The following is an 18,619-nucleotide window of genomic DNA, read 5'->3' as shown; positions in this document are numbered from 1 at the left end:
TTGACCCTGTAATGAAAGTCCTCGACGCCTGGTGGTCCGGGCTAGCTCGCTATCCGCTCTTCGTCACGCTCGGTGAGCTGATTCCGGATGGCTCTCGCCTTCTGGACGCGGTCGCGGGCCTGCTCCGCCCAGAAGTGCTCACCGTGGAGCAGACCGCTTCCGAGGTACTTCCATCGCCCGGTGGTCACCACGTTCCGATCAGGATCGGGCTCGGGGCGTCCTTCGGCCTGGCGGGCGGCTTCGGCTGCGTGGTCGGTGCGGGCCTGGCGTAGCTGGGTGAGGGTGACCGAGTAGCGGCGGGACTTGGAGGAGAAGTGCCCGCCGTACCCCAGCATGTGAGCCCAGTTGCGTAGCCGTAGGTCGTGGTATTCCGGCAGATCGGCGAGCGTGAAGCAGGTCCAGATCATGCGGCGGGCATGCTCGGATACCTTCAGCGAGTTGATGTGTGTGGCATACGGGATCGGTCGGTCCACCGTGCCGGAATCCTCGGCTCCCTTGGTGGCGTACTTGGCGATGTAGCGGGCTACGTGCTTGTCGGCGATGCCGTCCAGCTCGGTGGCAACCCGGATGGCCTGGGTATCGAGTTGGCGGCCCCACCGCAGGACGTGCGGCGGGCTGGCCTCGTCCCCGTGTGGGGCGGGTACCTCGACCTGTGCGGCGGCGGTGCGGAGGGTGCGCTCCAACAGTTCGGTGGTCGCCCATGTGGGCGGGGGCTGGTCGGGGCCGTCCGGTCCGTCCAGGCGCACCACGGCGTGGAAGTGGATCAACCCGCGCCGCTGGTACTCGATCACTCGGGCGTAGGACAGGCGGGCCTGCTCGCGTAGGGCCTTGTGGGTGATGCCCAGCTCGGCCGTGATGAGCCTCGGCACAGTGAGGGTCAGGCGTCGCCACAGCTCGGGGGCGTGGGCGTTCCACAGCACGGCGGCGGGGTAGTCGTAGCAGTCGACACAGATCGGCTGCCCTGCCTGCGGGTCGTCGGCCTGGTGCCGTGCCCGGCATCCCTCCGGGCGGCCATGCGGGCACACGGGGTCGTCCCTGCGGGGGCGGCATGGCTGGGGCTTGCTGGCCTTGGCTCGGTGGGCGTGGACGGCGCCGAACGAGGGCGCGGTCAGGGTGAGGAACACGCGGGGGTGCTGGCTGACCTCTTCGGGGACTCCCTTCCCGCCGGTCAGTCCGGAGATGATCAGGTGGTAGGTGTCGTCCCGGTAGACCTCGGCGCAGGCGGCGCAGCGGGACGCGCGGCGGTTTCCGCAGGCGGTGATCAGGTAGCCGGTCGGCTCGTCGTCGGTGGAGTAGGACTCGATCAGCTCTCCGGTCTCGCCGTCCAGGGTGATCCGCTCGCCGCGTAGCCGTACCGGCTGCTCGCACCCTCCGGTGGACTTGATCATCTGGTGCCAGCGGGGGAAGTCGGGCATGGCCGCGCGTTGGACGGCGGCGGCCACCTCGGGTGGGAGTTCGGGCATCTGCGGGGCGCTCATGCCGCGTCCCGCATGATCTGGTCGTCCTGGTCGTCGTCGGCCTGGTCCCGCTCGGTGGGGAAGGCTTCGGGGGACAGCACAACCCCGAAGATCGTCCCCACCCTGCGCCACTTGGCATCGGTCCAGCGTGGGGAGCGCTCGGCCTGGCGCTTGCCCCATGCGATGGCTTCCGGACTGGGTTCCACCCCTGTCGCTCCTTCTCTCGGCGGAAAGAGCGCGCGGTGTGCTTCGAGCCGAAGCATCTGACGGCGGGCATGCTGACGCCAACCCGAATGGTCAGATGCTTCTCGGCGAGTGGCGTATCTGAGAGAAGTTGTCAGGGCTGTCGGTTTATGAGGCTCTTATCAGCAGGAACGCCTTCCTGCCTGGGCGCCTGTTCCCGGTGCCGGAGCCCACCCGGCCTGGCTGCTGCCTGTGCGTAGATGATGTTGTGCGGCTGTCCTCTTGGTGTGAGGTCCCCTCACGGGGACCCCGGTGCCGGAGCCGACCCGGCATGCCACTTGCCTGTCACGAAGACGCTCGCGCGACTCCATGATCAAGACTGCCACGGCGTAGCGACAACCGAACCCCGACAAGGCCCCACCCGTAGGGCCTTTCGCGCTGTGCGGTGTTGTCCGTGAGTGACCGCTGGCGTCCGGTGGCGTCCGCTGATGACTGCTGGCGCACGGCGACATAGGCCAAAGGAGAGACGTAGATCACACACGAACGCCCCGAGAGTCCGGCTCCCGGGACGTTACGCGCGGTCTGGGATCAGTCCTCGCGCCAGATGGGATCCAACAGGTCCGGGTTGAAGGGACGGCGTCCCTTCCCGGCGGGATGGACGATGATCGCGTGGAGTGCTTCGCGGACGTAGGTGCGCTTCTGCGATATGTCCAAGCGGTCGTCATCCGTCTCGGAGTACCAGCGTCGGCGGATGTCCGTGACGTCTTTTGCGGCTCGCTGGGCCGCAAGGGAATGCTGCTCTCGTTCGGTCCGTAGCCGGTGAATCTCGGGTTCCAGTCGTTCGACCTCGCCAAAGAAGAGGCTGTTGGAGATCTTGTGCGCGGCGAATCGCTGGCGAAGCTCTCGCATCTGCTCTAGCTTCTGGTCCAGCTCGCGCTGTCCGGGCCAGGGACCTATGTCTGCGGAACTTGCGTTCCGTTCCTCCAGCTTGGCGAGAACGGCCTCCGAGACGAACTCGTCAACAAGGTCGCCTCGTCGGGTGAGGCGTCCGCATCCGCCCAGCACTGGCGCAACACAGGCATACCTGTGCCAGCCTGCCGACTTGACGAACCCCGCGCGCAGACCCTTGCCGCACATGGTGCCGTCCGCCAGGATCACGCCGCATCGGAGGATGCCGCTCAAGAGGTACGAGTGTTGACGGTAGTCCTGGGGGTGAGGCCCCGCGATTGACCCGTCGTGGCGTACGAACATGCCCTGTCTGGCGGTGAAGAGCGCGTGAATCGCTCGCCACTGTTCGGGCGTGATGATCGGCTCCCACTGCCCGATGACGGGTTCGCCCCGATCGTCAACGATCAACTCTCCCCTGATCATGCGGAAGCCGCATAGGCGGGGATTCACCAGTGCGCGGGACAGCGTCCGGTACACCCACTTGTTTCCGCGAGGAGTCTTGATGCCCTTGTGGTTCCACTCGGTACAGATGCCACTGGTCGATCCTCCTGCCAAGACCCGTTCGACGGCCTGGCGCAGCATGGGTGCTTCAACCGGGTCGAGCGTCTTCCGGTCGTCCTGCCATCCGAACGGGCGGCCGCCCGGTGTGAGGGCTCCTTCGCTGGCGCGGATTCGGTGCCATTCGCGCACGCGGCGACGGATCTTCTTGATCTCCATGCGGGAGACGACTGCCCCCATCAGGCCCATGCTCTCGACGTCTTCGCTGTAGAGGTCCTTGAAGCCTCGTTTGTCGGCGTAGACCCTGCCCTCTTCGTAGGTGAGGGCGTCAACGAACCGCTCGTAGTCTCCGGTCTTGCGGACAAGACGGTCGTCGGCGGTGACGATGCAGCCCATGACCGGTGTTCCGTCGGAAAGCCTGCCGTTGCGGATGACACGGAGCATGCTCTCGAAGTCGTCGCGCACGACTCCTTCCTTCATCGCAGACTTGTCGTTGTCCGCGAACCTGGCGACGATCTTGCAACCGAGGCGCTTGGCCGTCTGCTCGTTGGTCTTCTGCTGGGCCCTGACGGTGTGCTCGTCCTTCTTCTTGTCGGCGCTGGCGCGGGCGTAGTCCACTACGGGAATCAGGTCACTCTCGGTCATCGCCACGGGGAGCCTCCCTAAAGGTGCATGAGGATACCTTCCGGGATTATCGCGCCGGAATGTTCCACAAGAACATGGGCATGCGGATCGACCTGTTCTACGCGACCGAGGACGTCGCCCGGCGGGTCGGTTCGGCCTACGTCGACCGGGAGGCCCGCAGGGGCAAAGGGCCGTCCGACCACGCCCCCGTCGTGGTCGACCTCGGCTAGCCTCCCGAACGGGCGAGGAAGCGCCGTTTGCCGGCGCCGTCGGCCTGTTCCAGGACGGTGAAACCGTCCGGCAGGAGGGAAGCGGGTTCCCCCGCGCCGAGGCACCACGCGGCGGGCAGATGCGGCCGGTCCCGCCGGGCCTCTTCCGTGAACGCCTCCCAGGCGAGCAGGCCACCGGGCAGGACGGCCCCGGCTGTGCGCTCGAACACGGCGCGATCCCAGAACCCGGTGCACAGGACGAGCGCGTACCCGGCCGGGTCCGGCCGCCAGGCGCCGAGATCGGCCTGGACGACGGTGATCAGCTTTTCGAGTCCGCGGCGCCGGGCCTCGGCGCCGAGCCGCCGCAGGGCGGTCTCGGAGATGTCCACCGCCGTCACATGACGCCCCGTCTGGGCCGTCAGCAGGGCGCTGCCGGACGGCCCGGACGCGAGATCGAGCGCCGCGCCGTCCGGGATCTCCAGCGACAGCGACCGCTCCGCCAGCGGATGGGCCGCCGACAGCCCGGAGGCGTCCTCGTACTTGGCGTTCCACCGGAGCCTGTCCGGGTGCCCTGCCAGTTCCGCCGGGACGTCGTCCATGCGAACGACCCTAACGGCGCTCCGCGATCAGGAGCATGAACATGGCCGTGGGGAAGCCCTTGCGCCACCACGGATCGTCCCGGAGCTGCTCGTCGGTCGGGTGCGGTTCGCGCAGGTCCGCGATGACGAATCCGGCGTCTCGGAGCGTTCCAGCGTAGTACTCCAGCGGCCGGAGCCAGCTTGTGATCATCGAAGGGGATTCCAGGCCGTCCACCAGGAACCGCTGGTCGATCCCGCGCGAGGCGAAGTACTGCGACGCCGGGACGCTGTTCGCCGCGCCCTGCTCGGCGTTCTCCACGTAGAAGCAGGGGTGCAGGGTGAGCAGGATCAGCCGCCCGCCGCTCTTCAGCACGCGGGCGAACTCGCCGATGGCGCGGGTCGGGTCCTGCAGGTGGCTGAACAGGTGGTTGCAGAGGACCAGGTCGAACTGCGCGTCGTCCAGCGGCAGGTCCTCGACGCTGGCGCGGGTGAACGTGGCCGTCCCCTCGGGCGAGGGATGGGACGAGGCCGCGTCGATCAGCCCCTGCGCCGCGTCCACCCCCGTCACGTCCGCCCCCATGGAGGCGAGCGTGCGGGACAGGTAGCCCTCGCCGCAGCCCGCGTCCAGGACGCGCAGGCCCGCGCAGGGCCCGACGGCGTCCAGGACTGCGGCGTCGGTCAGTTCGGTGCGGTACCGGTCGCGGCGCTCCCTGATGACCTTGACCCAGTACTGCGCGTTCGCCTCCCACCGCTCACGGGTCAGATTCGCGATGGCTTGCGCCGTGTCCTCCACCGGCTCCCCATTCTTCGAAAAAACCTGGTTCAGGCGATGCCCTTGAGCCGCCGCACCAGCGTGTTGCAGGTCTGTCTGATCCTTCTGTCCCGGCAGTCGGCGACGCGCAGTTCCAGCGCCTGCGCCAACTCGGTGATCTTCCCGCCGAACGCGGGGTCGCGTTTGAGCGCCAGCGGAATGTACGTCGACACCAGGTAGTACAGGTAGGCGTCGTTGTAGGCCGCGATCTCGCGCAGCACCTCGGTGGCCGTGTTGCGCAGCGAAAGGGAGCTCGGAAGGGTGAAGTCGCTGCTGATCCGGCCGTCTCTGGTGTAGGTGGGGAACGCCCATTCCTCAAGGGCGGCGTACACGGGCGTCGCGTCGAGTTCCTGGCGGTAGCGCTCCGCCAGCTCGACGTCGTTCGAGCTGATCAGCGAGCCCATCACGACGCCGCGCATCATGAACGCGGTCTGCCGTCCGGGGACCTCGAAGCCGAGGTCCGCCTCCAGCGACCCCGTGACCTTGCTGACCTGGTGCGTCAGGATGTTGAGCGCCAGGATCGAGTGGAACGAGTAGGTCTTGCGGTTCAGGCGGGGAGCCAGTTCGACGGACGAGTCGAAGAGTTTCTGCGGGTCTTTCAGGAGGCCCTGGCCGGCCTCGACGGAGTAGAGCGCCTCAAGCGCGGTGTCCTGCTCGCGTCCCCAGAAACGGGCGATGAACGAGGACGTCTTCTGCGTCGCCTGGCCGCGCATGATGTAAAGCGCCGCCTCCAGAGCGTTCAGCAGATGCTGCTGGGCGACGGCCGAGCGCTCCAGGGCGTCCAGGTTGACGGTGAGCCCTTCGCCGTTCAGGTCGCTGACCAGCCCGTTGCGCCTCTTCCGGACGGCGTGCGCCATCGAGTACTCGGCGATTCCCGGGACGGACGACATGAGGCTCTGCAGCGACCGTCCGCTGACCCGGTCGAGCCATTCCGCGTTGTCCCACAGCCGGAAGATCGTGCTCTCGTCGAGGCCGGAGAAGGCCGCCACGTCGGACATGTTGAGTCCCATGTCCTTGGTGATGTCGGAGAGAGACTTCGGCTCACCGTCCGTTGTCATCACTCGCCCTAGATGTGGCATTTGTTGACGCTTCGATCGTAGCGAAGCGCCGGGCGCCCGGGACGGACGATCCGGAGATGTGCCCGTCCTGTCACCGTTCGCGGTGAGCCGGCCGGAGGGCAGCGTCACGGAGGCCATTGCCGCCGATCACCCCGGTACGCGCCCGATGCAGCCGACGAGCGGCATCGGGGCGGTGACGTCGGCGGCGCGGGGGAGCGGCAGCCGGGCGGGATAGGGGTCGATCATCCGGAGGCTCCGGCAGATTCCGGCGATCTCGTCCTCGCTCCGCGGCCGGAACGGCGTGTCGACCGGCTGCCGCGGCCCGGAGATCGGGTCCAGCGCCGGCGACCGCTCCGCATGGGTGACCACCACATGGCTTCCGGGGGCGAGCCCGGCGGCCAGCGCGTCCACGATGCCGCGCGGGTCGTCCTCGTCGGCGATGAAGTCCAGGACACCGAGGAGGAACACCGCGGCGGGCTCGCCGAAGTCGATCAGCCGCCGCAGCCCGGGATCGCCCAGCAGCGCGGCGGGGTCGCGGACGTCTCCGGCGAAGGCGCCCATGTTCTCGTCGACGGCGAGCAGCGCCCGCGCGTGCGCGACCACCATCACGTCGTTGTCGACGTAGGCGACGCGGCAGGACGGGTCGGTCCGCCGGACGATGTCGCCGAGGTTGTCGTCCGCCGGCAGCCCGCAGCCGATGTCGACGAACTGCCGGAGGCCGGCGTCCCCGGCGAGCAGCGCGGCGGCGTGGTCCAGGAAGCCCCTGTTCGCCTGGACGAGCCGCGGCACGATCGGACAGCTGCGCAGGACCCGCTCGGCGAACTCGCGGTCCGCGGCGTAGTTGTCCTTGCCACCGAGGAAGTAGTTGCACATTCGGGCGACGCTGGCGGACGGGCGGCGTCCGGCCCTGGGCGGGGGCGTCTCGGCCCCCTGGGTCAGGCTCAGCGTCGACCCCGATGTCACGGCAGCCGCCACCCCTCCCGGACGCCCACCCCGAACCAGAAGGTGGACGTGCCGTTCTTTCCGCGGCAGGTGCCGAAGTCGGTGGCGAGCGCCTTCATCAGGACGAGCCCGCGCCCCCCGACCGGGAGCTGCTCGTCCACCGGCCGCGGCGGACCGGGGGCGGCGCCCCCGTCGGTGACCTCGACGCGGACGTACCGGTCGACGTGCAGGACCGACAGCGTGATCGTCCCGTCCCGCCGGGGCCGCGCGTGCACTACCGAGTTCGTCATGGCCTCGCTGGTCAGCAGTTCGAGGTCGCCGAGCTCGGACCGGTCGGCCCCGAAGTGCTGGCCGACCAGCTCCCGGACGTAGGACCGGGCGAGCCGCACGGCGGGCGGCGTGGCGGCGAGGTCGATCTCGCCGATGAGGCGCCCGGACGACTTGCCGTTGTTCCAGGCGGACGGGATCCCGATTTCCAGCGAGGGAGCGGGCGGGGGGACCAGCACGGGCGCCCCGGACCACGCGTCTGATGCGTTCATGGCGTCGTTGGTTTCACGTCTCCGTGTCGCGCTGTAAGCGAACATGTGTTCTTCGGCCTGGTCGATTTCGGACGTGGAAGTGAAACAACACACACTCTGACGCACCCCTCGCCGACCAGTCACCAACGCTTGCGCGCATGCAAGGACCCTGCTGTGACCTGTGTCGCGTCACCTATCGTCCAAGATCCGCCACGACCTGCCACTTCATCCCTGGACGCGGTGCACGGTGAAGCCCGGCGCGCCGTCGCCGAGGGCGTCACGGACCTGGTCGAACGGCATGAGGACGGCGTATCCGCCGTCGATTCCCACCGGCCTGCCCGGAAGGTTCGCGGCGATCTGCCGGCCCTCGCCGTCCAGGGCGAGGTACTGGGCGGCCCCGCCCTGGACGGCGGGCTCCCGGACGGCGAAGAACCAGGCGCCGATCGCTCCGTAGCGGGTGAGCATGCCCGTCTCCAGCAGATCGTGGATCTTCGTGACGCCGCCGCCGGTCCGGATCGTCACCGCGCGCCGGCCCGGGTCGAGCCCGGTGGCGGCGCCCGCCTGGCAGACGATCAGCTCGTCGGTGTCGCCGTCGCAGCGGACGAGCGGCGCGCTCGTCCTGGCCAGCTCGCGGCCGGTGGCCCGGTCGAGGACGACCCCGCCCTCGGCCGTCTTGATCACGACGGTCTTGCCGCCCCCGTCGTGGAGGAGTTCGGGATCGCGGTAGCGCCCCGCGAGGTTCCACCGGCGCTTTCCGTCCGAGGCCCCGTAGGCGATGACATCGAGATGCTCGACGGTCCAGTTGTCGCCCTGATCGGTCTTGGCGGCCAGGACGAGACCGCCGCCGACGCTCGCGGTTTCCACGCCGCGCTTGCGCCACAGCTCCCGCCGAGACCCGGTCGCGTACACGACCATCTCGTCCTGCGCGCCGTGCGACGCAGTGACCGTGAACGTGTCGTCGTCGGCTTCTTCCAAGAGCACGTAGCCGTCCCCGGACAGAACCTGTTTCTTCCAGCGGAGGCGGCCGTCCTTCAGCGAGAGCGCCGCGATGCCGTACTCGTTTCCAGGTGCTTCGTAACCCACGAGCGACAGCGCTTCGGCGCCCTTGCCGACGATGTGGGGGACGCCGACGAAATCCGCCTTGACGCCGCCGCCGAGCGACGCGCCCTTTCTGACCGACCAGCGCACCTCGCCGGTCCGCACGTCGGCGACGACCTGCCTGGTGACGTGCTCGTCCTTGCGTTCCCTGCCGGTGTAGACGAGCGCGTCGCCGGCCAGCTCGGTGCTGATCACCGAGCCCAGCCCGGTGTCCTTGACGGGCGGCCGCGCGGGTGCCGGTCCCGCACCGGCGGTCCACAGCGCCGCCGCGTCGATCCGCGGCGGCCGGAGCGTCGGCTTGGCCGGCGGGGCCGGCTCGGACGGTTCGGCGCCGGCGGCCGCCGCGCGCATGACGATGCCGTCCGGGGTGGACGAGGACGACCCGGCCCGCCTCACACGGAACGCCGCCACGCCCTCCGACACGGCGACGACCTCTCCAGGGGGCCCGGACCCCAGCCGGTTCGCGGCCCGATCGACGACGGCGTACCGCTCGGGCTTACCGTCGCTGGACGATCCCTCGATGAAGATGCGGTCCTTCCAGACCATCACCACCTGGGCCATCGTGTCCTCGCCGAACGGTTGCTTCTTCGCGGCGACGAGCCGCCCGCGACCTCCTGTGCGGATCGTCACCAGCCGCCCGGACAGGCCCGAGCAGGCGATCAGCGTCGCGCCGTCGTCGGCGCAGCCGTAGAGGTCGGACGTCCCGGACTCCCGCGGACCCTTCACGACCTGGCCGGTGGTGACGTCGGTGAGCACGGTGCGTTCGTCGGCGTAGGTCCGGCCCGGAACTCTCTCGCGCACCGTGACGGCCGCGGTCCTTCCGGCGACGGCCTGCAGGTGGGAGCCGTCGAAACGCCCGTCCAGGCTCCAGCGCCTCTGGCCGGTCCGCACGTCCAAGGCGAAGACGTCGGTGCCCTCGCGCTGCTCGCCCAGCGTCGACGGCGGCTCGGCACCGGGTGTCTCCCCGAGGACGACCTCACCGGACACCCGGTAGGCCCAGCCGTCCGCGTTCTCCCACAGTTTGCGGCCGGTGGCCGGATCGAGCGCGATGGTCTTCGGGTCGAGGCCGTCCTTCGATTCCACGCTCGTGAGCACGACGCGCGCGTCCGCGGCCAGGAGCCTCACCTTCTTGTCGCGGTCTTCGTCACCGTCGTCGCCGGAGCGCGGACGGATCAGCTCCTGCTTCCAGCGGACGGAACCGTCCTTTCCCGAAAGCGCCGCGACCCCCATCTCGGTCTCGCGTCCTTGGCCGCCCTTCGTGTACTGGACGAGAACCGTCCAGTCGCCTCCCTGGCGGTGCACGACCGGCTTCCCCGTCGCACCGCGCAATTGCTCCGCCTTATAGCCGGGCTGCGGATAGGCCACGGCCCCCTCACCGCCCTTCAGCGGGTAGCCGGTGTCGACGACCCAGCGCGGCGCCCCGGTCCGCGAATCGACGGCGGCGAGCCGGGCGCCGCCGAGCCGCACGTCCCCGGCGACAACGGCGACATCACCGAGCAACTCCACCCCGGCGACACGTTCCATGCCGAGCTTCCGCTCGTCCCACAGCGGCTTCTCACTGAACGCGACCGGCTCCGGCTGCTTCTCCCCGTCCGGCAGCGCCTCCCCGCCCGTCCCGCCGCACGCCTTCACCGCGATGACAACGACCAGGAGGATCGCCAGCACGGCACCGCCCCACCACAGCAGGCGAGGACGGCTCGTCATCGGGCCCAGGCGAGATCGCAGCATGCGAGTTAGATCGCCCGGGTCCGGGGGCCGGTTCCCGGCGCCCGCCGCGGATGTTCAGAGCATCCAGTGGCCGCCCGCGTGCCAGCCGAGGAACCGGCGGCCCTGCGGCGGCGTCCCGGCGTCGAGGCTCCCGCCGGTCAGGACGTGCCGGAGTCCCGCCAGCACGGGATCGAGCCGCCGGACGACATGGGACGGCTGCCGGTCGAGTTCGTCCTGCATCCACGCGACGACGGCGACCTGCTCCTTCACTCCGCACAGCGCCAGGAAGAAGACGGCCTGCCGCCACGCGTAGGCGGCGTCCTTGACGGCCCTCAGCGGACGCGGGTTCCCCTCCATCTGCTGCACCTGCAAGCACGCGACGCCGAACGCGCGCCGGGCGAGGTCGCCCCAGCCCTCCGCCGGATCGACCGCGACCGGGTGGACGAGCGCGGCCAGGTTGTGCGTGGTGAGGATCTGCGCCTGCTCGATCACCATGCCGTTGGCGGCGACCCACGACGCCCCTGCGCGGTCTCCGGCGCGGTCCTTGCAGATGTCCGCGAACCCGTCCTTGAGCGCCCGGACGGCCGCGTAGTCGATGCCGTAGTACCGCTCGTACAGCGAGCCCTCCAGCACTTCACCCGCGAGTTGTGCCGCCCTCAGGAACTTCGGCGAGAACGTGCCCATGAAGATGTCGGCCGCCAGCTCCTCCACGAACGGCACGCGCACGCCGGCGCGCTCGGCCAGCGCGCCCAGCGCACTGACCATCGGGTTGGGCACGATGGTCCCGGGGAAGCCGTCCAGCGTCAGTTCAGCGAGCTGCACCAGAACGGTGCGTGCGTCGGCCTGCGCGGCCTCGTCCGCCCGCCGGTACTTCGCCACTGCCGCCACCCACGGCAGCTCGTCCAGCCGCACCTGGTGCTCTAGGTTGAAAAGCAGCAGCGACCGCCTGTTGCGGAACGCCGTGGACACGGCCGTCATCAGCCTTCTCAGCGCGGGATCCGGGTAGGACAGCGCCGTCGTCGACGCCACCAGTTGCGGCACGAGTTCCGCCAGCACCTCCGCGGACGGGACGATCCCGCGCTCGACCAACGTGCTGACCGGCGCCCGCAGCGCGTTCTCGACCACGTGCCGGAGCCGTTCCGGCAGCTCGACTTCGCGGCCGTCGACGGCGACGGGCGCCAGGAACGGGTCGGTCGACGGCACGCCGTCGTCCTGCGGGACCGAGCCCAGCCGCTCCGCCACGACCTGTGCCAGTACGTGATGCGTCGGCCGAGCGGCGTCGGCGGCCTGCTGCTCCCGGACGGCGGTGTGCCCGGCCGTCCCGGGCGCCCCCCGCTTCGCGACCATCGAGTCGACGGCGTGCTGGAGCAGCCCCGGAGGCCGCCGCCCGGCGAGCACCTCCTCCAGCGACTTCCGCAGGATCGCGAGATTCTCCTTCGGCTTGCGATGCTTCCCGCACAGCGTGTGCTTCCGGGCCAGCTCGGCGTACCGGTCCAGCAGCGCGGCGCCCCGCTCCCGCCACCCGTCGGGCTCGGCCGCGAGGACGCGCCCGTCGCGGACGGTTTCGAGCCAGTGCTCCAGCAGCTCGTCCGCGAACGGGTTCCACACCGACAGCGCCTCGTTCATCGTGGCGACCGCCGTGTTCGGCCGCCGCGCCGCGAGCCGCCTCCGCACGCCGCCGGCCGTCTCCCGGCAGGCGAGCGTCGGGTCGCCGGGCCGTCCGCGGCCCGGCCTCGGCAGGAACCGCAGCCGGGCCGCGAACGGCCCGAGGGCCTCCAGGACGTCCAGCGCCGCGACCCGGTCGCCGGCCCGCAGCAGCCACGCGACGACGAGCAGCGCCGCCTCCTCCGGCACGGCGGCCTCGAACCGGCCGCCGTCGAGCAGCTCGTTCAGCTCCCTCAGCCCCGCGTCGGTCAGGTGATGCGCGAACAGGGCGTGCCGTTCGGCCGGGATCCCGGCTCGGCGCGCGGTCTCTGCCTCGTACTCCTGCAGCGGGCCGCCGGCGGCGGCGTCCCCGGTCGCGAATCCGCCCCGCACCACCTCGGGCGTGACCCAGGCGGGAAGCCCGGCGACGGGCGTCCGGGACCCGATGGCCAGCGACCCGTCCTTCATCCCGGCGACGACCCGCTCCCAGCGGTCCAGCCGCTGCTCGGCCAGGCGGCGGGTCTCGTCGTCCTCGTGGGTCAGCGCCGTCACCAGCGCCTTGGCCATCTGTCCCGCCGCGTACCCGGGATTCGCCCGCACTTCCTCGTCCATAGCCAGCGTGGCGGGTTCCGCCCCCGCGCCCTCCGAGTCCCTAGCCCGGTGCTCTTCTGCTGAGCTACACGCTGTCGGCGGCCACGATATTGATCAGGCGTTCCCGGCCGCAATCAGGATTTGCGGCCCCAGGCGGAGATGAGCGGGCCCATGGTAGGTCGAGGCGGCCTGAAGCGATCGCGGATGCCCGCGCCGCGTCCTCAGGGGAGGAGTTCCGGAAGGAGGGTGTCGCGCAGGTTCGCGAGGGCCGTGCTCTCGGACGTGGCGGCCTCGACCCGGCGTGTCAGCGCGGTCGCGAACTCGTCGAATCTCCGGGCTCGGTCGTCGCCGGGCCAGGGGACCTCGAAGGCGGCGATGTCCTGCCATCCGGCGCGGGGCATTCGCGTGCCGTCGCCTATGGCGGAGGCGTGCGCGACGACTTCGTCGCTCGACAGGGCCGCGAGCAGCCAACCCCGGTGAGCGGGTTCTTTCGGGCGGACGACGAGGATGTCCGTCGACGCGACGCCGTCCACGAAGGCGAGACCGACCTTGTGGAAATAGGGGCGGAGCTTGCCGAAGAGCACATCGCCCGGTGCGAAGCACTTCTTCGCGCTCGTGACGGCGGATGCGTCGGTCCATGCCGAAAGCCACATGTGCCGTTTCGGCATGTGCTCCAAAGCGATGTAGTTCTCGTCGCTTGCGATGAGGTGGGGCGGCACATTCGAGCGCACCGACTCGCCGAGCGCGCCGATCGGTATGCGGGACGTGGACGCCGATTCCTCGTACCGGGCGCGGATCAGTGCGTCACTGCAGGAGGCGATTTGGCCGTTCAGGGCGATCTTGTCATCGAGGGCCCCGAGAACGGACGCCGCCGCGTCCTGTTCCGCCCTGGACAGGCGGCGCACGGTGAGGCGGTTCAGGATCCCGTGGGTGAGGAGCGGCTGCCCAGACCCGATGCGATATCGGTTCAGGCCGAGCCTCTTGAGGAGGTAATAGACGTAGCGGGGATTCACGTCTTCCTTGGCCGTGGCGATGATGGCGTTGTCGGTGACCCAGCATCGGTCAGGGCTGTAGTGGACGGCGCCGCAGTAGGTCCCGACCCGTCCGATCACGGTGGCGCGGGGCCCGGCGTTGAATCCGCCGGAAACGGCGATGACACCGTTGGCGCCGTAGGTCGTGTAGGCCGTCCCCTCGGCCGGGCGCGATCGGCCGTTCGAGAACGCGACGAGTTCGCCCAGGGTGACGTGGCCGTCAGCCATCCAGGCGCCCGAGTTCCGCCCGGACGACCTGGTCAAGGCGCGCCGACTCCTCGAAATGCGTGAACAGCTCCTTGGTGAGCCGCTCGACCCGGTCGGCCGCGGGCTCGTCACCGGTGTCCGGCTCGATCGCGCCGACATAGCGGCCGGGCGTGAGGACGTGGTCGTGCGACCGGATCTCGTCCAGGCCCGCGGAATGGCAGAACCCGGGAACGTCCGAATGGCCTTGGCCGCGCCAGGACCGGTACGCGCCGGCGATCCGCGCGATGTCGTCGCCGGTGAGAATCCGCTCCGTGCGGTCGGTCATCGTGCCCATGTCCCGGGCGTCGACGAAGAGCACCCGGCCCGGCGTGTTCTTGCTCCTGTCGAAGAACCAGAGGCACGCGGGGATCGGGGTGGTGCGGAAAAGCCGGTCGGGCAGCGCGACGACGCACGACACCAGGTCCGCCTCGACCATCGCCGCACGGATCTCGCCCTCACCGGAATGCCGGGACGACATCGAGCCGTTCGCCATCACCACCCCGGCGCGCCCGTGTGGGCCGAGCTTGGAGACGACGTGCTGCATCCAGGCGAAATTGGCGTTCCCGGCCGGCGGGACGCCGTACCGCCAGCGCGGGTCGCCGGGATCGCGGTACCAGTCCGACATGTTGAACGGCGGGTTGGCCAGGATGTGATCGGCGGCGAGCCCGGGATGCGCGTCCGCGAAGAACGTGTCGGCGTACCGGATGTCACCCGCGATCTCGTGCACGGCCAGATTCATTCTGGCCAGCCGCCACGTCCGCTCGTTCGCCTCCTGGCCGTACACCGCGATGTCGTCCAGCCCTCCGCGGTGGCTCAGGACGAACTTCTCCGCCTGCACGAACATTCCGCCGGAACCGCAGCACGGGTCGTACACCCGCCCTTTGAACGGCTCCAGAATCTCGACCAGGAGCTTGACCACGCTCGATGGCGTGTAGAACTCGCCCCCGCGTTTCCCCTCGGCCCGGGCGAACTTCTCCAGGAAGTATTCGTAGACCTCGCCGAGCACGTCACGCGCGGACCTCTCGCCGAACTCCACTTCCCCGATCAGATCGACGAGTTCACCGAGGCGCCGCTGGTCGACCCCGGCGAAGATCTGCGGAAGCACGCCGTCCAGCGACGGGTTCGCCCGCATGACCGCGCCCATCGCGGAGTCGATCCGTTCCCCGAGCGAGCCCTCCCGGTTCCCTGGCTTCGCGGCGACATCCGTCCACCGCGCCCCGTCCGGAATCAGGAAGGCCCCGTCCGACACGTACTTGAGGAAGACGAGCCCGAGAACGAAGTCCTTGTACTGCGCCGCGTCGACGGATCCGCGCAGCTTGGCGGCGGCCTTCCAGAGGACCTCGTCCATCCGCGTGACTCTAGCGCGGACCTGCTCGACCAGCCGGTCATGGTGTTGGACGGACGAGTCACCGGGTGCGAGGCTGCGGTCCGTGGTGGTCGTGGGTGTTCTGGCCTTGGCGGCGCTGGCGGGGTGGCTGTATCTGGCCTTCGGCCACGGCGCGTTCTGGAGGACCGGTCCCGGGCTCCCCGAGGCGGCACGACCGGACGAATGGCCGGAGGTCGTGGCCGTGGTCCCGGCCCGCGACGAGGCGGCCGTCCTGCCGGAGACGCTGCCGACCCTGCTGGCCCAGGGGTATCCGGGCGTGTTCCGGGTGGTCCTGGTCGACGACGGGAGCGGCGACGGCACCGCCGAGACGGCCGTCCGGCTCGCGGGAGGGAACCCGCGCCTGCGGGTCGTCGCCGCCAGCGAACGCCCGCCGGGGTGGGCGGGCAAGGTGTGGGCGATGTCGGAAGGCGTCCAGGCGGCGGGCGAACCCCGCTACCTCCTCTTCACCGACGCCGACATCGCCTACGAGCCCGGCGTCGTGGAGAAACTGGTGAGCGCCGCCATCGCCGGCGACCGGGATCTCGTGTCGCAGATGGCGACGCTGAACACGCGGACGCGCTGGGAACGCGTGATCGTTCCCGCCTTCGTGTACTTCTTCGCCCAGCTTTACCCGTTCCGCCGCGTCACCCGGGACGGGACGCGCACCGCGGCGGCGGCCGGCGGCTGCATGCTCGTCCGCCGCGGTGCGCTCGCCGAAGCGGGCGGCCTCGCCGCGATCCACGACGCGCTGATCGACGACGTGGCCCTGGGGCGTCTCATCAAACGCGCTGGCGGACGCTGCCGACTCGACCTCGGCCGCGAGGTGATCAGCCGCCGTCCCTACCCCCGGCTCGCCGATCTCTGGACGATGATCGCCCGCAGCGCCTACCACCAGCTCCGGTACTCGCCGGCCCTGCTCGCCGGCACCGTTCTCGGGCTCCTGCTCCTCTACGCCGTCCCGCCCGCCGCGACGATCGCCGGGCTGGCCGCGCGCAGCGGTGTCCCGCTCGTGGCGGGCGCGCTCGCCTGGACGCTCATGGCGGTCACCTACGCGCCCATGCTCCGCTTCTACGGCCTGTCGCCCCTGCGCGCGCCGGCCCTGCCGTTGGTGGCACTGATGTACGCGGCGATGACCCTGGACTCCGCACGCAGGCACCGCGCGGGGAGGGGCGGCGCATGGAAGGGACGCACGGCCGCGACTCCGTCGCGGAGATGAGGCCCTGGCGAGGGCCGTTTTGTCGGGAGGTCACAAATCCGGTGCCTCCGATGCGTCCCCGGCCTCATTGGAGTAAGTGTCTAGTTACGTTAGGGTCGGGTGGCCGTCACTCCGGCGGCAGGGGCGACGACGAAGGGTTACCCGCCATGTCCATCACCGTCCGCCTTGTCCTGCGCACAGTGGTGGCGTCCTGCATCGGGATCGCCATGACGGCGGCCGCCCTCCAGGGCCCGGCCGCCGCGGCCCCGCAGAACACACCGCAGAACGCCACGACCCCCGCCGAGGACCCGTTCTACAAACCGCCGTCCCCGCTCCCGGACGGCAGGCCCGGCGACGTCGTCCGGTCGCGGCCGGCGGCGTTCACCGTGGACCCGATCGGCCGCTCGCCGTACGAGGGCGTCAAGTCCTGGCAGGTGCTGTACCGGTCGGAGACCGCGGAGGGACAGCCGAACGCCGTGTCGGGCATGGTCCTCGTCCCCGCCAAGGCGTGGACGGGCCAGGGCAAGCGCCCGCTTCTCTCCTACGGGGTGGGGACGCGTGGTCTCGGCGATGCGTGCGCCCCGTCCTACACCCTCACCCAGGGCATCGACTACGAAGAGCTGTTCATCGCCGACGCGCTCAGCCGCGGATGGGCCGTCGCCGTCACCGACATGGAGGGCCTCGGCACGCCCGGCCAGCACACCTACGAGGTCGGCGGCTCCCAGGGCAAGGCCCTCCTGAACGTGGCGCGGGCCGCGCAGCGTCTCCCCGACGCGGGCCTCGGCGGAAGCCCGATCGGTCTCTGGGGCTACTCCCAGGGCGGGACGACCGCCGGCTGGGCGGCGCAGCTCGCGAAGACCTACGCACCGGAACTCGCCGTCAAGGGCGTGTTCGCCGGCGGCGTCCCAGCGGACCTGCGCGCCGTCGCCAAGGGCCTGGACGGCTCCCCGTTCGTCGCGCTGATGTTCATGGCGGCGGTCGGCTACGACGCCGCCTACCCCGAGCTCGACCTGGACAAGTACCTCAACGACAACGGCCGAGAACTGCTGGACAAGACCAAGGACATGTGCCTGGTCAGCTTCGACGGCCCGGCCACGGTGCTCCAGACCGCGTTCAAGCACATCGGCGACTACACCACCAGCGATCCGATGGCCACGCCGCAGTGGCAGCGGCGCCTCGACGCCAACAAGCTCGGCTCGACCGCCCCGAGCGCCCCGGTGCTCCAGACGCAGGCCGTCTACGACGAGATCATCCCGTTCGAGCAGGCCGACACCCTTCACAAGGCGTGGTGCGCGAAGGGCGCCAACGTGACGTGGAAGACCTACACCTTCGCTGAGCACGCCACCGGCATGCTCTGGAGCGAGCCGGACGCGATGACGTTCCTCGCCGACCGTTTCGCGGGCAGGCCGGCCACCGGCAACTGCGCCGCCTGAGGGGAATCCATAAGGGCCATCCCGCTCCCGCAGGGGGCAGGATGGCCCTTATGGATCTGGTGGAGTTCCTCCGAGCCCGGCTGGACAAGGACGAGCGGATCGCCCGCGCCTGCTCCGGCACCCCCTGGAAGGCCACGCCCTCCGGAACGGTCAGCACGGACACCGACGAACCCGCCCAAGTCGCGACGGTGGACAACGACGCGTACGCCGAGCACATCTCCCGCCACAACCCGTCCCGGGCGCTCGACGAGGTGACGGCCCGCCGCCAGATCCTCGACGAGTACGAGAAACAGTCGTGGATCCTCGGCCAGGGGCACCGGACACCGGAACTGGAAGCCGCCCAGGCCGTCCGCGAGACCGTCCTCCGCCTCCTCGCCCTTCCCTACGCTTTCCATCCCGCCTACCAGGAGGAATGGCGTCCCCTTGCCTCGCCCTGACCGCATCGTGGAACGCGACTGACAGGGCGGATCGGGGGAAGGTAA

Annotated in this window: 16 protein-coding genes and 1 tRNA gene; 4 read left to right on the top strand and 13 right to left on the bottom strand. The window is 70.1% G+C overall.

The features are described 5' to 3' along the window. Positions 1-41: 41 nt before the first annotated feature. From ACQPXG_RS35235 to ACQPXG_RS35225, 3 genes are all read right to left on the bottom strand, one after another. Positions 42-1,478 (bottom strand): replication initiator, encoded by a 1,437-nt coding sequence (locus tag ACQPXG_RS35235; protein WP_433463464.1) that lies wholly within the window; start codon positions 1,476-1,478, stop codon positions 42-44. Beyond that, entirely contained in the window at positions 1,475-1,663 is a 189-nt protein-coding gene (locus ACQPXG_RS35230; protein WP_433463463.1) for a hypothetical protein, read from the bottom strand. The genes ACQPXG_RS35235 and ACQPXG_RS35230 overlap by 4 nt, the downstream gene beginning before the upstream one ends. A 565-nt stretch (positions 1,664-2,228) precedes the next feature. Then, entirely contained in the window at positions 2,229-3,731 is a 1,503-nt protein-coding gene (locus ACQPXG_RS35225) for a recombinase family protein (RefSeq protein WP_433470104.1), read from the bottom strand. Positions 3,732-3,790: 59 nt separating this feature from the next. Here ACQPXG_RS35225 and ACQPXG_RS35220 point away from each other — a divergent pair, with 59 nt between their 5' ends. Then, on the top strand, positions 3,791-3,940 hold the full coding sequence (locus ACQPXG_RS35220) for a hypothetical protein (RefSeq protein ID WP_433463462.1): 150 nt from the start codon (positions 3,791-3,793) through the stop codon (positions 3,938-3,940). Here ACQPXG_RS35220 and ACQPXG_RS35215 read toward each other — a convergent pair. From ACQPXG_RS35215 to ACQPXG_RS35170, 10 genes are all read right to left on the bottom strand, one after another. Beyond that, entirely contained in the window at positions 3,937-4,518 is a 582-nt protein-coding gene (locus tag ACQPXG_RS35215) for a methyltransferase domain-containing protein (protein ID WP_433463461.1), read from the bottom strand. The genes ACQPXG_RS35220 and ACQPXG_RS35215 overlap by 4 nt on opposite strands. Before the next feature lie 10 nt (positions 4,519-4,528). Then, positions 4,529-5,290 carry a class I SAM-dependent methyltransferase gene (locus ACQPXG_RS35210; protein ID WP_433463460.1) on the bottom strand — a complete coding sequence of 254 codons (762 nt, stop codon included), beginning with the start codon at positions 5,288-5,290 and terminating at the stop codon, positions 4,529-4,531. A gap of 29 nt (positions 5,291-5,319) precedes the next feature. Continuing rightward, positions 5,320-6,366: a hypothetical protein gene (locus ACQPXG_RS35205; protein ID WP_433463459.1), complete on the bottom strand. Its 1,047-nt coding sequence runs from the start codon at positions 6,364-6,366 to the stop codon at positions 5,320-5,322. Positions 6,367-6,513: 147 nt separating this feature from the next. Continuing rightward, positions 6,514-7,329, bottom strand: coding sequence for an SAM-dependent methyltransferase (locus ACQPXG_RS35200; protein WP_433463458.1), 816 nt, complete (start codon positions 7,327-7,329; stop codon positions 6,514-6,516). After that, the gene (locus ACQPXG_RS35195) at positions 7,326-7,847 is read right to left on the bottom strand and encodes an ATP-binding protein (RefSeq protein ID WP_433463457.1); all 522 of its coding nucleotides are present in this window, start codon (positions 7,845-7,847) and stop codon (positions 7,326-7,328) included. The genes ACQPXG_RS35200 and ACQPXG_RS35195 overlap by 4 nt, the downstream gene beginning before the upstream one ends. Before the next feature lie 204 nt (positions 7,848-8,051). After that, entirely contained in the window at positions 8,052-10,628 is a 2,577-nt protein-coding gene (locus tag ACQPXG_RS35190) for a PQQ-binding-like beta-propeller repeat protein (protein WP_433463456.1), read from the bottom strand. A 78-nt stretch (positions 10,629-10,706) separates the two neighbouring features. Beyond that, positions 10,707-12,887 (bottom strand): transcriptional regulator, encoded by a 2,181-nt coding sequence (locus tag ACQPXG_RS35185; RefSeq protein WP_433463455.1) that lies wholly within the window; start codon positions 12,885-12,887, stop codon positions 10,707-10,709. Between the two features lie 2 nt (positions 12,888-12,889). Continuing rightward, positions 12,890-12,961 (bottom strand) — tRNA-Pro (locus tag ACQPXG_RS35180). Positions 12,962-13,087: 126 nt separating this feature from the next. Next, positions 13,088-14,125, bottom strand: a complete 1,038-nt coding sequence (locus ACQPXG_RS35175; protein WP_433463454.1) for a hypothetical protein — start codon at positions 14,123-14,125, stop codon at positions 13,088-13,090. Continuing rightward, positions 14,118-15,491, bottom strand: a complete 1,374-nt coding sequence (locus ACQPXG_RS35170) for an N-6 DNA methylase (protein ID WP_433463453.1) — start codon at positions 15,489-15,491, stop codon at positions 14,118-14,120. Before ACQPXG_RS35170 ends, ACQPXG_RS35175 begins: the two co-directional genes overlap by 8 nt. An 82-nt stretch (positions 15,492-15,573) precedes the next feature. Between ACQPXG_RS35170 and ACQPXG_RS35165 the strand changes: the two genes are divergently transcribed. From ACQPXG_RS35165 to ACQPXG_RS35155, 3 genes are all read left to right on the top strand, one after another. After that, a complete protein-coding gene (locus ACQPXG_RS35165; protein ID WP_433463452.1) occupies positions 15,574-16,725 on the top strand; it encodes a glycosyltransferase in 1,152 nt (383 codons plus the stop codon). 146 nt (positions 16,726-16,871) lie between these two features. Next, positions 16,872-18,137 carry a lipase family protein gene (locus ACQPXG_RS35160; protein ID WP_433463451.1) on the top strand — a complete coding sequence of 422 codons (1,266 nt, stop codon included), beginning with the start codon at positions 16,872-16,874 and terminating at the stop codon, positions 18,135-18,137. Positions 18,138-18,187: 50 nt separating this feature from the next. Further along, the gene (locus ACQPXG_RS35155) at positions 18,188-18,574 is read left to right on the top strand and encodes a DUF6221 family protein (protein WP_433463450.1); all 387 of its coding nucleotides are present in this window, start codon (positions 18,188-18,190) and stop codon (positions 18,572-18,574) included. The last annotated feature ends 45 nt before the right edge of the window (positions 18,575-18,619 follow it).

This window comes from Spirillospora sp. CA-128828 (genome assembly GCF_050945415.1).
Taxonomy (GTDB): Bacteria; Actinomycetota; Actinomycetes; order Streptosporangiales; family Streptosporangiaceae; genus Spirillospora.
This window is presented reverse-complemented; position numbering and strand designations above follow the sequence as displayed.

Coding starts and splice junctions, on each gene's coding strand:
- ACQPXG_RS35195 (WP_433463457.1), bottom strand. CDS start 7,847: ATGAACGCATCAGACGCGTGGTCCGGGGCGCCCGTGCTGGTCCCCCCG.
- ACQPXG_RS35160 (WP_433463451.1), top strand. CDS start 16,872: ATGTCCATCACCGTCCGCCTTGTCCTGCGCACAGTGGTGGCGTCCTGC.
- ACQPXG_RS35155 (WP_433463450.1), top strand. CDS start 18,188: ATGGATCTGGTGGAGTTCCTCCGAGCCCGGCTGGACAAGGACGAGCGG.
- ACQPXG_RS35220 (WP_433463462.1), top strand. CDS start 3,791: ATGTTCCACAAGAACATGGGCATGCGGATCGACCTGTTCTACGCGACC.
- ACQPXG_RS35175 (WP_433463454.1), bottom strand. CDS start 14,125: ATGGCTGACGGCCACGTCACCCTGGGCGAACTCGTCGCGTTCTCGAAC.
- ACQPXG_RS35205 (WP_433463459.1), bottom strand. CDS start 6,366: ATGACAACGGACGGTGAGCCGAAGTCTCTCTCCGACATCACCAAGGAC.
- ACQPXG_RS35170 (WP_433463453.1), bottom strand. CDS start 15,491: ATGGACGAGGTCCTCTGGAAGGCCGCCGCCAAGCTGCGCGGATCCGTC.
- ACQPXG_RS35190 (WP_433463456.1), bottom strand. CDS start 10,628: ATGACGAGCCGTCCTCGCCTGCTGTGGTGGGGCGGTGCCGTGCTGGCG.
- ACQPXG_RS35185 (WP_433463455.1), bottom strand. CDS start 12,887: ATGGACGAGGAAGTGCGGGCGAATCCCGGGTACGCGGCGGGACAGATG.
- ACQPXG_RS35215 (WP_433463461.1), bottom strand. CDS start 4,518: ATGGACGACGTCCCGGCGGAACTGGCAGGGCACCCGGACAGGCTCCGG.
- ACQPXG_RS35225 (WP_433470104.1), bottom strand. CDS start 3,731: ATGACCGAGAGTGACCTGATTCCCGTAGTGGACTACGCCCGCGCCAGC.
- ACQPXG_RS35235 (WP_433463464.1), bottom strand. CDS start 1,478: ATGAGCGCCCCGCAGATGCCCGAACTCCCACCCGAGGTGGCCGCCGCC.